The 14896-nt window shown below is 37.6% G+C and carries 15 protein-coding genes; 5 read left to right on the top strand and 10 right to left on the bottom strand.

The genetic code is table 11. The features are described 5' to 3' along the window. Positions 1–18: 18 nt before the first annotated feature. Positions 19–375: a c-type cytochrome gene (locus MLC35_RS08725; RefSeq protein WP_188110038.1), complete on the top strand. Its 357-nt coding sequence runs from the start codon at positions 19–21 to the stop codon at positions 373–375. Positions 376–482: 107 nt separating this feature from the next. Here the strand turns inward: MLC35_RS08725 and MLC35_RS08720 are convergent, their stop codons facing one another. Then, positions 483–980 (bottom strand): redoxin domain-containing protein, encoded by a 498-nt coding sequence (locus tag MLC35_RS08720; RefSeq protein ID WP_434636605.1) that lies wholly within the window; start codon positions 978–980, stop codon positions 483–485. A 64-nt stretch (positions 981–1044) separates the two neighbouring features. Here MLC35_RS08720 and MLC35_RS08715 point away from each other — a divergent pair, with 64 nt between their 5' ends. Beyond that, entirely contained in the window at positions 1045–1557 is a 513-nt protein-coding gene (locus MLC35_RS08715; RefSeq protein ID WP_346389904.1) for a nitrous oxide reductase accessory protein NosL, read from the top strand. A 21-nt stretch (positions 1558–1578) separates the two neighbouring features. Here MLC35_RS08715 and dnaK read toward each other — a convergent pair whose 3' ends face one another. Together dnaK and grpE are read right to left on the bottom strand one after the other, a co-directional pair. Next, entirely contained in the window at positions 1579–3465 is a 1887-nt protein-coding gene (gene dnaK / locus MLC35_RS08710; protein WP_434636603.1) for a molecular chaperone DnaK, read from the bottom strand. A gap of 108 nt (positions 3466–3573) precedes the next feature. After that, positions 3574–4104, bottom strand: coding sequence for a nucleotide exchange factor GrpE (grpE, locus tag MLC35_RS08705; RefSeq protein WP_151899839.1), 531 nt, complete (start codon positions 4102–4104; stop codon positions 3574–3576). Positions 4105–4296: 192 nt separating this feature from the next. On the opposite strand from grpE, the gene MLC35_RS08700 reads away from it, so the two are divergent. Next, complete coding sequence (locus MLC35_RS08700; RefSeq protein ID WP_434636601.1) at positions 4297–6318, top strand: hypothetical protein; 2022 nt, start codon at positions 4297–4299, stop codon at positions 6316–6318. Here MLC35_RS08700 and MLC35_RS08695 read toward each other — a convergent pair. The 7 genes from MLC35_RS08695 to MLC35_RS08665 are packed head-to-tail and all read right to left on the bottom strand — an operon-like array spanning position 6310 to position 13846. Continuing rightward, positions 6310–6888: a ComF family protein gene (locus MLC35_RS08695; protein ID WP_434636599.1), complete on the bottom strand. Its 579-nt coding sequence runs from the start codon at positions 6886–6888 to the stop codon at positions 6310–6312. The genes MLC35_RS08700 and MLC35_RS08695 overlap by 9 nt on opposite strands. A gap of 10 nt (positions 6889–6898) precedes the next feature. Next, positions 6899–8689, bottom strand: a complete 1791-nt coding sequence (gene lepA / locus MLC35_RS08690) for a translation elongation factor 4 (protein WP_151899842.1) — start codon at positions 8687–8689, stop codon at positions 6899–6901. An 8-nt stretch (positions 8690–8697) separates the two neighbouring features. After that, a complete protein-coding gene (locus tag MLC35_RS08685) occupies positions 8698–9624 on the bottom strand; it encodes a ribose-phosphate pyrophosphokinase (protein ID WP_151899843.1) in 927 nt (308 codons plus the stop codon). Positions 9625–9683: 59 nt separating this feature from the next. Next, positions 9684–10091 carry a Fur family transcriptional regulator gene (locus tag MLC35_RS08680; RefSeq protein ID WP_151899844.1) on the bottom strand — a complete coding sequence of 136 codons (408 nt, stop codon included), beginning with the start codon at positions 10089–10091 and terminating at the stop codon, positions 9684–9686. Between the two features lie 38 nt (positions 10092–10129). Further along, positions 10130–11098, bottom strand: coding sequence for a DNA polymerase III subunit delta (gene holA, locus MLC35_RS08675; protein ID WP_151899845.1), 969 nt, complete (start codon positions 11096–11098; stop codon positions 10130–10132). Continuing rightward, positions 11091–13037 (bottom strand): RNB domain-containing ribonuclease, encoded by a 1947-nt coding sequence (locus MLC35_RS08670; protein ID WP_434580121.1) that lies wholly within the window; start codon positions 13035–13037, stop codon positions 11091–11093. Before MLC35_RS08670 ends, holA begins: the two co-directional genes overlap by 8 nt. A gap of 5 nt (positions 13038–13042) precedes the next feature. Further along, on the bottom strand, positions 13043–13846 hold the full coding sequence (locus MLC35_RS08665) for an HDOD domain-containing protein (RefSeq protein WP_151899847.1): 804 nt from the start codon (positions 13844–13846) through the stop codon (positions 13043–13045). A 144-nt stretch (positions 13847–13990) separates the two neighbouring features. Between MLC35_RS08665 and MLC35_RS08660 the strand changes: the two genes are divergently transcribed. Further along, complete coding sequence (locus MLC35_RS08660; RefSeq protein ID WP_151899848.1) at positions 13991–14317, top strand: hypothetical protein; 327 nt, start codon at positions 13991–13993, stop codon at positions 14315–14317. Positions 14318–14329: 12 nt separating this feature from the next. Continuing rightward, a complete protein-coding gene (gene greA / locus MLC35_RS08655; protein ID WP_151901487.1) occupies positions 14330–14854 on the top strand; it encodes a transcription elongation factor GreA in 525 nt (174 codons plus the stop codon). Positions 14855–14896 lie beyond the last annotated feature (42 nt).

Below are 14896 nucleotides of genomic sequence, written 5' to 3'. Positions count from 1 at the left end.
AGCAAAGAGGAGATGAGAATGAGATTTATTTTTTTATTTGTTATCCTGCTAACGAAAATATATGCAGATTCAGATGCTTACAATCGTGGTGAAATGCTTTTCTTTGCCAATGCCTGCTCAAGTTGTCATGGACCATCTGCCGAAGGAAGCAGTACCTATCCGAGACTTGCAAACAAAAAAAGCAGTTACCTGAAAAAGAAACTGATTGATTTTCGCGCAGGAAAGGCCAGCAGTGTTTCACAGCAGATGATGGCGCAGTTTGCGAAAAAACTGAGTGATCAGGATATTAACGATTTATCCTTTTTTCTTTCCAATCACAAAGAAGTACCTGTTGAAGATGTACAGGACGATATACTGGGCGGATTTGGTTCATAAATCTGTTCCGGTACAAATAGATCCTGCAAATACAAAAGAGTACATAAAAACCATACGGGGAATTGGATATATGATGCTTTAGTGTAAGCGTGTTTGAGACGCTACATCTATTTTTCTGCCCACAGCATTCTTAGATAAAGCCCCGGCGTTGAAGTGTATCCAACCTCACTAAATACCAGTTTTTTGTGTTTGTCATAAATAAAAGTTGTCGGAAATCCGGAAATATGAAATATTGAGGAGAGTTTTCCATTTTTGTCGTTGACAACTTTGAAAGTGTAATTGTTTTCATCAAGATATTTTTGAAGCTTTTCATCACTCCCTGACTTCACAGCTATGGTAATGACTTCAAAATAGTGCGATAAAAATTCTATATTTGAAGCTTCAAGCTTACATGTAGGACACCAGTTAGCCCAAAAGTGTACTAAAACCGGTTTGTTTTTTACTACTTGATACTCTTGATTATTTATAAGTTTAAAGCTGTCAACAGTTAAGGGACTCTGTGATAAATCCTGACTTCTGTACAAACTTAAAGCATTTGCAAAAAGAGTCATCGTAATCACAAAAAAGATAATTTCTTTGAGGTAGTGTTTCATTTTTTTTAGCATAAGACAAGCTTAACACTATTGTAATAATAAACTGATAAAATGCTAAAAAAATAAAGGAAAATACATGGTTAAAGCACTACTTGTTTCACTGTCTCTCGTATTGATGACGGGATGCAGCACTTCATTGCACAAAGCAACTCCTCATAAAACAAAAAAAACGGTGCATAGAATGTTCCAAAGTGTTTCTAAGGAAAAAGCTGTTTTGTTGCAAAAAGGAAAGCATAAAGAATCTTGCCATATATGCGGCATGAATTTGGTAAAGTTCTATAAAACAAATCATGCGGCAAAAGAGAATGGGATAACACATCAGTACTGTTCTATTCATTGTTTGACAAAAGATATTAAAGAAGGTGCTGAACTGGAAAATCCTCAAGTTGTTGATGTGAGTTCTTTGAAATTTGTTCCTGTAACAGAAGCTTATTATGTTGTTGGAAGTAAAAAACCCGCTACAATGAGTAGAATAAGTAAATATGCATTCAAATCTTTAAAAGACGCACAGGCTTTTCAGGCCCAATATGGTGGGAAAATAGTTGATTTTTATTCTGCCTGGCAAATAGCCAGGAAGGATTTTAAATAAGAAGGGGTTGAGACAGAGTGTTTACTCTATCTCAGCGTCGATAACATCGTCATCGTCTTTTTTCTTTGCTGCATCTGCTGCTCCGGCTTCACCGCCTTGCTCTTTTTTATACATCTGCTCTGCCATTTTATGGCTTGCTTCTGTAAGTACTTTTACTTTCTCTTCAATTTGCTCTTTTGTAGAGTTTTCATCTTTTAGAACATCTTGAAGATCATTGATAGCCGCTTCTATTTTTGCTTTTTCGTCAGCTGCAAGGTTGTCTCCCATCTCTTTCATTGATTTTTCAGTTTGTGCAATCAATGCATCTGCCTGATTTTTGAGTTCAACAACAGCTTTTCTTGCTTCATCTTCAGCTTTATGCGCTTCTGCATCCTGAACCATTTTTTCAATCTCTTCTTCGCTTAATCCTGAAGCACCTGAGATTGTAATTTTTTGCTCTTTACCAGTTCCCTTGTCTACTGCTGAAACTGTCAGTATTCCGTTGGCATCAATATCGAAAGTAACCTCAATTTGAGGTACACCACGCGGTGCCGCCGGAATATCAGTCAGTTCAAACAGACCTAAAGATTTGTTGTCTTTTGCAAATTCTCGCTCACCCTGCACAACGTTAATGCTAACAGCCGGCTGGTTGTCTTCTGCAGTTGAGAAGATTTGAGATTTTTTTACAGGAATTGTAGTTCCTTTTTCGATAACTTTCGTTGCAACACCACCAAGTGTTTCAATACCAAGTGATAACGGTGTAACATCAAGTAAAAGAACATCTTTAACATCTCCTCGTAATACACCACCTTGAATAGCTGCACCCGCAGCAACAACTTCATCAGGGTTTACTGATTTATTTAACTCTTTGCCGTCAAAATAGTCAGAAACTCTTTTTTGTACCAAAGGAACACGAGTAGAACCACCAACCATGATGATCTCTTTGATGTCGCCTTTACTTAAATCTGCATCTTTCATTGCAATTTGAACATGATCCATTGTCTCATCTACAAGTGGTTCAATCATACCTTCAAACTTAGCACGGGTAAGTTTTACAACCAAGTGCTGCGGACCTGCTTCTGTCATTGTGATAAACGGCAGGTTGATTTCTGTTTCTGTTGCCGAACTTAACTCTTTTTTCGCACTTTCTGCAGCATCTTTCAAACGCTGTAGGGCCATTTTGTCATTTTTAAGATCAATTCCGTGACTTGCTTTGAATTCACTTGCTAACCAGTCAACAATTTTGTTGTCAAAGTCATCACCACCAAGGAATGCATTTCCGTCTGTTGAAAGAACTTCAAATGTTCCGTCAGAAATTTCAAGTGTAGTTACATCAAATGTACCACCACCCAGGTCATATACCAAAACATCTTCATCAGATTTTTTCTCTAAACCATATGCAAGTGCTGATGCAGTCGGTTCATTGATGATACGAAGTACATTCAGTCCCGCAATAGTACCGGCATCTTTTGTCGCTTTTCTTTGGCTGTCATTAAAGTATGCCGGAACGGTAATTACAGCATCAGTAACTTTTTCTCCAAGATACGCTTCAGCATCTTCTTTTAGTTTTGAAAGAATTTTTGCTGAAATTTCCTGTGGTGTGTAGATTTTTCCTGCAACATCAACTGCTGCCATACCGTCTTTGTCTACAATCTTATATGTTACTTTTTCCTGTGCAAGTTTTGCATTTTCTTCATTCATCATAAGACCCATGATTCTTTTGACAGATGAAATTGTTTTTTCCGGATTTGTGATAGCCTGACGTTTTGCAGGATCTCCTACTAAAACCTCTCCCTTGTCTGTAAATGCAACAACTGAAGGTGTTGTGTTTTTTCCTTCTGCATTTGGAATGATTTTCGCTTCACCACCCTCATATACTGCCACACATGAATTTGTTGTTCCTAAATCTATACCTATTACTTTGCTCATTTTTTCTTCCTTTTTTTAAGTTTAATTGAATTTTATATTTTTTAAAACAGTGTAATTGTACGCTCTTTTAAATTTTTTTTTTGCAACCTAGGTTGCATTTACTGAAAGCTAGTTTGCAACAACAACCATAGCTTCTCTCAATGGTCTCTCTTTATATTTGTAACCTTTTTGAAAGGTTTGGACAATCTGTCCGCTTTCAACTTCATCACTGTCAACACTCTGTACGGCATTGTGAATATTCGGATCAAACGGCTCTTCATGTGATACCATTGTTACACCGTGTTTTTCCAGTGCTGTAGTAAATTGCTTGAGTGTAAGTTCAATACCCTCTTTGAGCTTTTCTATAAGTTCCTGAGGTTCGGCATCTGCATTAGCAGACTGCAGGGCCATCTCAAGAGAATCCACTACAGGGATCATATCTTTTGCAAATTTTTCGTTTGCATATTCAACCGCAGTGTATTTTTCACGTTCAAGTCTCTTTTTAATATTGTCAAAATCAGCATGAACACGTGCATACTTGTCTTTTAGTTCTGCCAGTTCTTTTTGCAGTAAATCTAATTCGTTTTCAACTGCTTCAGCTTCAGCAGCGACTTCATCATTCTCTATTTCGTTATTATTTGTATTTTCTTTTTCAGACATAATGATTCATATCTCCTTTTTCTTGAAAAGATAACGTATTATACACATTGAGTGTAATAATGTCAAGTAATGGTTGTGTGATTTATATAAAATAACTTTAGTCACATCCTGTCAAGTTTGTTTTCATCTTCTTAAAACTGTAATGAAGCTTCACTTGAGTATTATTATACTACAAATTTATGGAGAAATATTATGAAATATTTAACTTGGTTCTTTATTGGCGTTGTAGGTATATTTATTTTCGTGTATGTCATACTCTTTACAGGCTTTGGCAATTCATTGATAAAACCCGCTATAGAGAGTAAAATCAGAGAAGAGACGAAACTTGATTCTAAACTAAAGGTTTTTTCTTTATCAATGAGTGATTTTCAAATAATTTTCCAATTAAATGAGAACAATACAATTAAAGCTGCAGGAACCTATTCGATTCTTTCAAAATCTTTTGATATACAATACAGTGTTGATTTAGGAGAACTGGCAACGCTGCAGCCTTTGACTGTAATGCAGTTGCAGGATGCCTTTTTTACAGAGGGAAGGGTACAGGGGAATGACAAACTGTTTACTGTTTTAGGAAAGAGTGATGTTGCCAAAAGTAAAACAGACTACAAAATTGTTATGACAGACTTCAGTCCCACTGCAGTTATTGCCAAAGTAGCGCGTGCCGATTTAGCCTCTTTACTGCATATGATCAATCAAAAACCGTATGCGAGTGCCCAGGTGAATCTGAATGTCAATTTTACAAACATTACGCCGCATCAACTTGACGGTGATATTCTTCTTGTTACAAAAAATGGAAAATTAAACGCAAGCGTGATGAAAAAAGATTTCAATATTACTATTCCTCCAACAGCATTTGCAATGAATTTGGATGCAAAGCTCAAAGGCGATGCAATTGATTATAGATATAATCTCAATTCTAACCTTGCCAAAATGACATCGCAAGGCAATATAGTTCCGGCACCGTTACATGTAAAGGCAAAATACGCATTACATGTAAAAGAGCTGGCTGTTTTAAAACCGATAACTTCGGCTGATATAAGAGGAAAATTAAATCTCAACGGAACAGTAGTCGGCAATAAAGAAGAAATGATTCTCAAAGGAAAAAGTGACTTGGCTGCTTCAAACACAGCATTTACAGCAACACTGCATGATTTTGCACCCAAAAGCATTGAAGCGGATATAAAAGGTCTCAAGCTTCAAAAACTGCTTTATATGCTCAAACAGCCTCATTATGCAGATGCACTGTTTACCATGCATGTGAACATCAGCAATGCTGATCCGAAAAATCTGCAGGGTGTTGTGACATCTCAGATTACAAAGGGGCTGGCAGACACAAGGTACATTACCCAAGCGTATAAGTTTAAAAGTATGATGCCAAGAACAAAGTTTCATGCTACAACACATACAGTACTCAGTAAGAATATCATTGACACGAAATTAAATTTTTCTTCAACGCTTGCGAATTTTGTTATTAAAAAAGCACGTTTTGATACAAAAGAGGCTTCTTTGCAGACGGACTATGCCGTAAAAATTCCTAATCTTGAGCAACTCTATTTTGCAACGCAACGGCATCTCAAAGGTGCTTTGGCTGCCAATGGAATACTGAAAAAAGCAAAAGATTTGGATTTTACACTTTTTTCAAATATAGCCGGCGGCAAACTTGATGCAAAACTGCACAATGATGATTTTGTTGCAAATTTAAAATCACTGCAGACTTTGGATGTTCTAGATATGCTCCTGTATCCTAAAATATTCAAGGCCTCTGTAGACGGAAAATTTCTTTATAATCTCGCAGATGAAAAAGGTGACTTTAAAGGATTGCTTTTCGATGGTACGTTTATGCCTAACCAGGTACTTGACTTGACAAAAAAATATGCACATATAGACCTCTACAAACAGCGTTTTAAAGGAGATGTAGATGCAAAAATAAAGAAAGAAAAAATTGTTGCCTCGTTGGATTTAAAGTCAAATACATCTTCCATTGTGGCAAAAAATACAAAAATTGACACAAAAGCCAATACAATTGATGCAAAAATTGATATTAATGCGAACGGCAACCCTTTGAGTGTTACGCTAAAAGGAAATATCAACAGACCGAAAATCGGGGTAGACGCAAAGCAGATTATCAAAAAAGAGGCAACAAAAGCGATTAAAAAAGAGATACAAAAAAGAATAGGAAAAGATGTCGGAAATCTGTTAAAAGGACTATTTTAGACTTACATCAGTCAGGGTAAGGCAAAAACTGACGGTTTGGCCCTGTTCTTCAACTTTTGTACAGGCCTGTGCAAGTGTTTGCCCTGTTGTGACAATATCATCAACTAAAATGATACTCTCATCATCTTTGAACTTTTTCAGTTGAAAGTTTCTTGGATTTTCCTGTCTGAATTGTTTGCTTTTACCCGAATACGAAACACTGTTTTGTGCCCGAAGTTTATTGTAAAGCGGACGGATATTGTATGTTTTAAGTGCATGGTTTAACAGTGCTGTGTGCGAATAGCCACTTGTACTTTTGTCATCTATTGCCAAAGAGATATATTTCTCTTTTGTATGAAATTCTTTGGCAAATTTTTTAAAGCTGAGTTTTGCTAAAATAGTATAAATATAAAAACCGATATCGGTATGTTTCGTAAACAACAGTTCTTTTATCTCCTCATATTTGTAAAAAGAGAGGATGTCGGTACCGTTAGGGAGTTTTCTTCTGTAAAGAGCAGGGGAGAGAAAGTTTGTCTGGCAGGCGGAACATATGTGTGTAAAAGCATAACTTTCACACACTATACATTTCATAAAATCTGCTTTAGTCCATTTTTAAAACAGACATAAAAGCCTCTTGCGGCAGCTGCACCTTGCCTATGGATTTCATTCGTTTTTTCCCTGCTTTTTGTTTTTCAAGGAGTTTGCGTTTACGGGTAATATCTCCACCGTAACATTTGGCAGTAACATTTTTTCCCATTGACTTGACTGTTTCCCGGGCTATGACCTGATTGCCCAGTGATGCCTGTACGGCTACTTCAAAAAGCTGACGGGGAATAAGCTCTTTCATGTTTTTTACAAGTGTTCGCCCGCGAGAAAGCGCAGAGGTTCGCGGGACAATTACACTGAGCGCATCCACGACCTCTCCGGCAACTTTGACATCAAGTTTGACAAGGTCGCCCTCTTTGAATTCGGTCGGTTCATAGTCAAAAGAAGCATAGCCTTTTGAAATGGACTTGAGCGTATCATAAAAATCCACGACTATTTCATTCATAGGTATTTCATACTCAAGCATTACTCTTTCTTCGTTGAGATAGGTCATTTTGTTTTGGATACCTCGTTTTGAAACCAAAAGATTCATGATATTCCCTAGATACTCACTGGGGGTTATCACTGTGGCTTTCACATAAGGCTCTTCGATTCTGTCAATATGATTGATTTCGGGCAATTCTGACGGGTTTTGCACTTTTACCATCTTCCCGTTATTAAGGTACACATGGTAGACAACCGAAGGGGCTGTGGCAATTAGATCAAGTCCGAATTCTCTCTCCAGACGCTCTTTGATGACTTCCATATGCAGCATACCCAAAAAGCCTACACGAAAACCAAAACCGAGTGCTATAGATGTTTCAGGTTCATAAGAGAGGGAAGAGTCATTGAGTCTGAGTTTGTCAAGTGCATCTCTTAAGTCTTCAAATTTGTCGGTATCTATAGGGTAGAGTCCGGCAAATACAAAAGGTTTAGCAGGTTCGTAATCTCCAACCGGTTGGGCAGTGGGATTTTTCGCATCAGTGATGGTATCACCGACACTCACCACACTTACCTCTTTAAGCCCTAAGACTACAATGCCGATTTCACCACTCTTTATAGCCTGTGTTTTGATTTTTTTCAAAGGATGCGGATATAATAAATCAAGGACTTGATGCTCTTCACCGTTTGACATCAGTTTAATCGTCTGATTTTTTCTAATTTCTCCGTCAAAAACACGTACAAGTGCCAGGGCACCAAGGTACTGGTCAAACCAGGAGTCATAAATAATTGCTTTGGTAGGTGCATCCGGATCACCGACAGGTGCCGGAATTCTCTCAACAATGGCATCAATAAGGTCACGAATCCCGACGCCTGTTTTTGCACTCACAAGGACAGCATCTGTGGCATCAATACCTATAGAAGTTTCTATCTCTTCGGCGACTTTATCAGGATCGGCGGCAGGAAGGTCAATTTTATTAATAACTGGAATGAGTTCAAGGTCGTTGTCAAGCGCCAAATAGACATTGGCAATTGTCTGTGCCTCAACACCCTGTGCGGCATCAACGATAAGCAGGGCTCCGTCAGAAGATGCCAAAGATTTACTCACTTCATAAGAAAAATCAACATGACCCGGTGTGTCTATAAGATTGAGAATATAATGTTCCCCGTCTTTGACATAGTCAAGGCGAACGGACTGTGCCTTGATGGTAATGCCGCGTTCCTGTTCTATATCCATGGTATCCATCATCTGTGTACCCATTTCTCTCTCGGTAACAGAACCGCACTCTTGTATAATTCTGTCAGCCAAGGTGCTTTTTCCATGGTCAATATGGGCAATGATTGAGAAGTTCCTAATATTTTTCAATGATACTCCTATGCAAAAAGACTGTTCACACTCTCGTTGTGATAGACTCTGCGAATTACTTCGGCAAAAAGTGGTGCAACACTCAAGACTTTTATTTTTGAATGAGGTTTTGATTCTAAGGTATTGGTTATAATGAGCTCATCAAGCTCACCGTTCTCAAGATTCTGGTAGGCATTTCCACTGAGAACACCGTGTGTAGCGCATGCCATCACAGAAACAGCTCCTTTGTTCTTAAGAGCAGTGGCCGCTTTGACCATTGTTCCTGCCGTGTCAACCATATCGTCTATCATAATAACATCATGTCCCTCGACATTTCCGATGATATTCATGACTTCACTTTCATTTGCTTTTTCACGGCGTTTGTCAACGATAACCATTTCAAGACCCATTCGGGATGCAAAGTATCTCGCACGCGCAACCCCGCCGATGTCAGGAGAAGCAATAATAGGATTTTTGAGGTTTTTGCTTTTTATATACTGCTCAAAGGTAATAGAACCGTAAAGATTGTCAACCGGAATATCAAAAAATCCCTGAATCTGTCCGGCATGCAGGTCTATAGTTACGACTCTGTCTATGCCGGCAGTTTCATAAAGGTTTGCTACAAGCTTAGCCGTAATCGGGACACGGGGAGCGGCTTTTCTGTCTTGTCTCGCATAACCGTAGTAGGGAACAACAGCTGTAATACTTGAAGCTGATGAGCGTTTGAGGGCATCAGTCAAAATTAACAGTTCCATAAGATTGTCATTTGAGGGAGCACCGGTTGACTGTACGATAAATACATCACGACCACGGACAGATTCTGCAATCTGGACCGAAATTTCACCGTCGCTAAACTTTTTAACATCAGCTTTCGCTAAGGGAATATCTAAAATACTACAAATTTCTTTCGCAAAATCAACACTGGCAGATCCTGCAAAAATTTTATAACCACGCATAGGAGTTCCTTCTTGGAAAAATTAATGTTGTATTATACAGCAATTGTACTGAGTATATGTTAAAGTTCTTGGCACTTTTGACAAAGTCCGGATAAAACCAGGTCGGCTTTGTCGATTTTAAAATGAGAAGTCTGTGAAGCGAGTTGGGCAGTTTGTGACAGGTCCAGTACAATATCCTGAATTGTATGACATTGTCTGCAGATTACATGGGAGTGTGTCTCTTTTGTCAGTTCAAATACTGATTTCTCATTTGGAATTTTTACTTCCTGTATAAAAGCATTCTCCATCATAAGATTAATATTTTTATAAATAGTAGCCAGTGAGATAGAATTGAATTTTTTCAGCATGACTTCATACAGGTGCTCTATTGTCATGTGTCCATTGGCATGAAGTGCATTTGCAATTTCCAGTCTTTGCGGTGTTGCTTTTAAATGATGTTGACGTAATATATCTGTATAATTATTCATAATAGAATTATACACTACAAATATTTAAAAATAGTTTTCTAAAGCAGTTTTTGTAATCGGATTAAGCTGGAAAAGAGAATCGCGCTTTTGTCACCACTTGAACTTTTCATCTGAAGTTCACTGTTTAAGAGTAATTCATGCAGTTTTGCATATGTCTGCGGTTTTATTTTAATTGCAGCAGAGGCTTTTTGTTCTACCACAAAAGAGGGTGCAGGGTAACCTAAAATTTCTAAAGCATTAGGCGCACCGTTTATTCGGATATATATGTTAAACATATAAAGCTGTGTCAAATAGGCGGTAATTGCTGTAATAATTCTTATTTCATCTTCGCCATGTTCGAGTATATTAAGTAAATCAGGACGAAAATCTTTTTTGTCAAGCAGTTTTGTTATAAAGTCGTCAAGGTTGATACTTGCAAGTCCATATACCAGATTGTCAACATCTTTTGTTGTAATGGCTCTGTCATAAACACGAAACTTTTCTATTTCATTCGATGCAAGCGCAACATCTCCATTGTGAATTTTTAAGAGATGGGAAATTGTAAATTTATCAATATTGACATGCTTTTCTTGGGCAAGGGCATAAATAATATTTTGTGCTTCATACTCTTTTGGGTGAAAAAATCTTACACTCATGACATTTGTTTTGGCAAAAGCTTTTTTATTGTTGTAGGTTTTATGGTCTGATCCGTAATAGGCATAGACAAAAATATTTTCTGTATTTTTGTCACATAAGGATAAAAACAGATCAAGCTCTTTTTTGGGAATTTTTTTTTCGCTTTTTATGACAAGGATATTTCTGTCTCCAAAGAGTGAACCCTGCGAGAGATGTGCCTTTGCAGAGTTAAAATCATATTCGTCATGGTAATAGCTGAGAATATTTGCTTCTTCTATATTTGTCAGCATTTTTGTATACATATCTATCAAGAAGGTACTTTCTCCAAAAAAGATAAAGCTGTTGGAGATACTCTTGTTTTGTATATGTTTGTCAAACTCGTTTTTATACATTGTTTTCTATTTTCCCGACTACAGAGGCATATATTCGGGCTCTTGCTATATTCACTTTATCAATGCGAACAATGACATCTTCAAAAAGTGTTACATCCGCACCCGATGTAAAATGCAGTCTTGCACCTATGATTTTATCATGCAACTGGGCACGCAGTTCCGGATCTGTAGAGGTAATTCTTGCTTTAAACTCTTTGTGCAGGTTTTGTTCTGCCCATCTTGCATATTTGCGTGCTTTGTATTCGGACTCTATAATCATAGCCTCACGCTCTTTTTCACTGATAGCCATACTGAGTGATTCTATATTTCTTAAAACATAAGACTGCTCCTGTGTGTCGCCTCTGTTAATCGCTTTTAAAAGTCTGTGCACAATTAAATCACTGTACCTTCTTATGGGTGAGGTGAAATGGGTGTACTCTTTAAAACCCAGTCCAAAGTGCCCGACATTTACAGGGGAGTATCGTGCCTGCATCTGGGACTGAATAATCAGTGTATCCACTTCCGCTTCAATACCCATCTCTCTGGCCTGTTTTTGGATGGAGTCTATTGTTTCTTTGATAGTGTTTTTTATCTCTACATGTATGCCTATGCCGGCTAACTCCTGGTAAAGCTTCTGAAGTTTTGCCTGACTTGGCGGTTCGTGGATTCTAAAAAGCCCTCTTTTGTAACGTTTTGCCGCTTCTTTGTTTGCTAAGAGCATACAGTCCTCTATAAGTCCGTGAGAAGGTGTCTCCTGGGCAAGGGTTGTGGCGACAAGGTTTGTGTTTTCATCCAGAGTCATCTCTATTTCTGTAGAATGAAAGTCAAAACCTTCCTGCAGACGTTTTGCCCGTAATCTGTCGGTAACTGTTTTGAGCTTTTTTATCCAGGCAAATATCTCTGTTTCTTCTTCTGTTTTTGCCTGCAGCTTATTTTCTAAAAAGAGGTCAATCTCTTCATAGTTAAATCTTCTGTCAGAGTGCATAAGTGCCTCATACACTTCAGATTTTACGACTTCAAGAGTTTTTACATCAAGTTTGATTTCAAATACATAAGCAAGTCTGTCTACATGGGGTTGAAGGGAACATAAAGTTTCACTGAGTTCTCTAGGGAGCATAGGAATAGAACGATGCGGCAGGTAAATAGAAAAACTTCTGTAGATTGCTTCGGTATCTATGGGACCAAAAGGTGTGACATATTCACTGACATCTGCGATAGCAACATAGAGGGTTGTGTTCTTGTCATCCCAGTAGATGGCATCGTCAAAATCTTTTGCAGTCACAGGGTCTATTGTACAAAATGTCAAATCTCTTAAATCTTTTCTTTTTGGATACTTTGAAGCATCAACAGGCTGAAAAGAGCGAGCGATTTTTAAAACTTCCTCATCAAATGCATCATGCTTGTTAAACTGGGCAAGGACAATTTTCTCATCAGATTTCGGGTCTTTGATGTTGCCTATTTTTTCCATGATTTTATTTTCATTGTTGTCAACTTTAAAAAGGTCACCCACTGCATAGTTATTGAGCTCTTCTGTTGACATCTCAGCACCGACGGGATACTCGGTTTTAAGATCAACTAAAGATTTGTGTCCCTCTTTTTCTATAATGTAGGCGACACTGTAAGTCTGTTCTTTTCCGACTATTTCTACTATTTTGGCACTCGGTTGTCCTCTGTGCCCTAAAAGTCTCTGAGCAATAACCAAATCCCCTTCATTGGCAAGTCCGAGATTGTTTTCATTGATATAGAGGTCTTTAATATTCTCGCCTATTACATGTAAATAGGCTGTTCCTTTTTGGACAAGTCCTAAAACTCCGGCACGGTATTTGGAATTGAATTTGTATATATTATGCTTGTGTGTCAGGTATTTTTTTGCAAGCCATTCGCGTACTACAGGAAGTTCCTCTTCCGTGATGTCTTGTTCATTGAGTCCATGAGTGAGTCGTATAAGTAGTGATTTCAATGCATTTAACTCTTTATATGTTCCAGGGCTTGATCGAAACTCTCCATATCAAGTCCGTATTTTTCTATTAACTCTTTTGCAGCTTGAATGCTCTCGTTTGTGATTACACCGTTTATAGGAACAGTGATACGAACTACATGAAGAATCTGTGCAGCTTTTTTATCTTCTTCCTTGGCTGCATCAGGATTTTGACAGTTGCGTATAACATCAACAAGTCCCTCTTCAAATTTCCATTGTGCAAATATTGTAGCACTGACTTCAGGTGTATCTACACCTACAATCTCTTTTTCGGCAGCTTCAACATCCTGTAACTCCTGCATAACTGCTTTGAACTCTGCTTCTTTTTTGTCCGCTATAATCTGCTGTGCAATAAGTACTTTTCCGATTTCTACCAAAAAGGCAGCAGGGGATAAAATACCCATAAGCCTGTTTTCTCTTTTTAGACACCAGGCCGTAGTAAGCGCATGCTGTTTTTTTGAGAGTTCAGAGAACATTTCGTTTGTAATGCCGTAGGGCGACAAATCAAGATCAAAGCTTTTTTTCACGATTGAAGCTAATGCAAATCCGCGAACAGTACCCATACCAAAGAGACCGACTGCCTGACTGATAGCATTTATTTCTCTGGAGAAACCGTAAAGCGGTGAATTTGCCGCTTTAAGGATATCGGCTGTCAAAAGAGGGTCTTTTTCTAAAATTTTTGCCATATCATTAAATGTAGAGTTTGGATCTTTGTAAACTTTCTCTATTTGAAGAGCAGATTCCGGAAGTGGCGGGAGTTGCTTGATTTTTTTTAATATATCTTCAGTCATTTAATTTCTCTCTTGTTAAATATAGTCTTTGTAGTGTAATTATAGTCTCAATAGCTAAATACATACTGAAGTAATCATTTTTCTTGATGTTTGTTTACAAAAAACTGTTATTATTTTTCATAAAAATTTTAGAAGGAAACAGATATGCAAAATGATGCAATGTTGACGCAACTGCGATATGTACCAAATGAAGCTTTGGTGCAGCAACTCAAAAGAATTCAAAAAAATACTCCGGGATATGAAAAAATAGAGAAGCATATTTTGGATTTAAATGATCATCTCAAAGTAAATAATGCCTATGTCGCTTTATCCAATACAAAAGATTACTTTAAAATAAAAGTAGAGTCACCTACTCCTGAGTTAGCACAGGAAGCACATGAAAAGATAGAGCATTTCAGCAGAAAATTCAAGGTAAAAACAGACAAATTACCAAATAAAGAAACATATTATATTATAGGGTACGAGCATTAGGAACAGCAGTTGATGAAAGAACCAATGAGTATCGAAGGGTATGATAAACTTACAGAAGAGTTTAAATATCTGCTCGAAGTTGAAAAACCCAAGGTGGCGCATGAAAAACTTGTAGCTGCCGCACTTGGTGACCGAAGTGAAAATGCTGACTATCAGGCGGCAAAAGAGAAATTGCGTTTTATTGACAAAAGGCTTTTTTATCTCAACAAAATGATTCAAAACTCACAAATCATTGATCCCTCTTTACATGTACATGAACGTATTTCTTTTGGAAGTACCGTTACATTGGTTGATCTTGAAACCGATAAAGAAGAGGTGTATACTTTATGCGGTGTGCTTGAGAGCGAACCGGAAAACGGACTGATATCCGTTCATTCTCCTATAGCAAAAGCATTGCTTGGCAAAAGTGCAGGCGACGAGGTCAAAGTCAGGTTGCCAAATCAGATAAAAGAGTATGAAATTGAAAAAATAGAGTATAAAAATATCTTTTCTCTGAAAAAGAATATTCGCACAAAAAGTGATTTTTCTTTTCATTAAAACAACTTTTACCATTGCTTGGATATAATTCATTTTTAAAAA

Source organism: Sulfurimonas sp. NW7 (genome assembly GCF_051132265.1).
GTDB classification, from domain to species: Bacteria; Campylobacterota; Campylobacteria; order Campylobacterales; family Sulfurimonadaceae; genus Sulfurimonas; species Sulfurimonas hydrogeniphila.
Note: the sequence above shows the minus strand (reverse complement) of the source record. Positions and strands in the feature narration are given on the sequence as shown.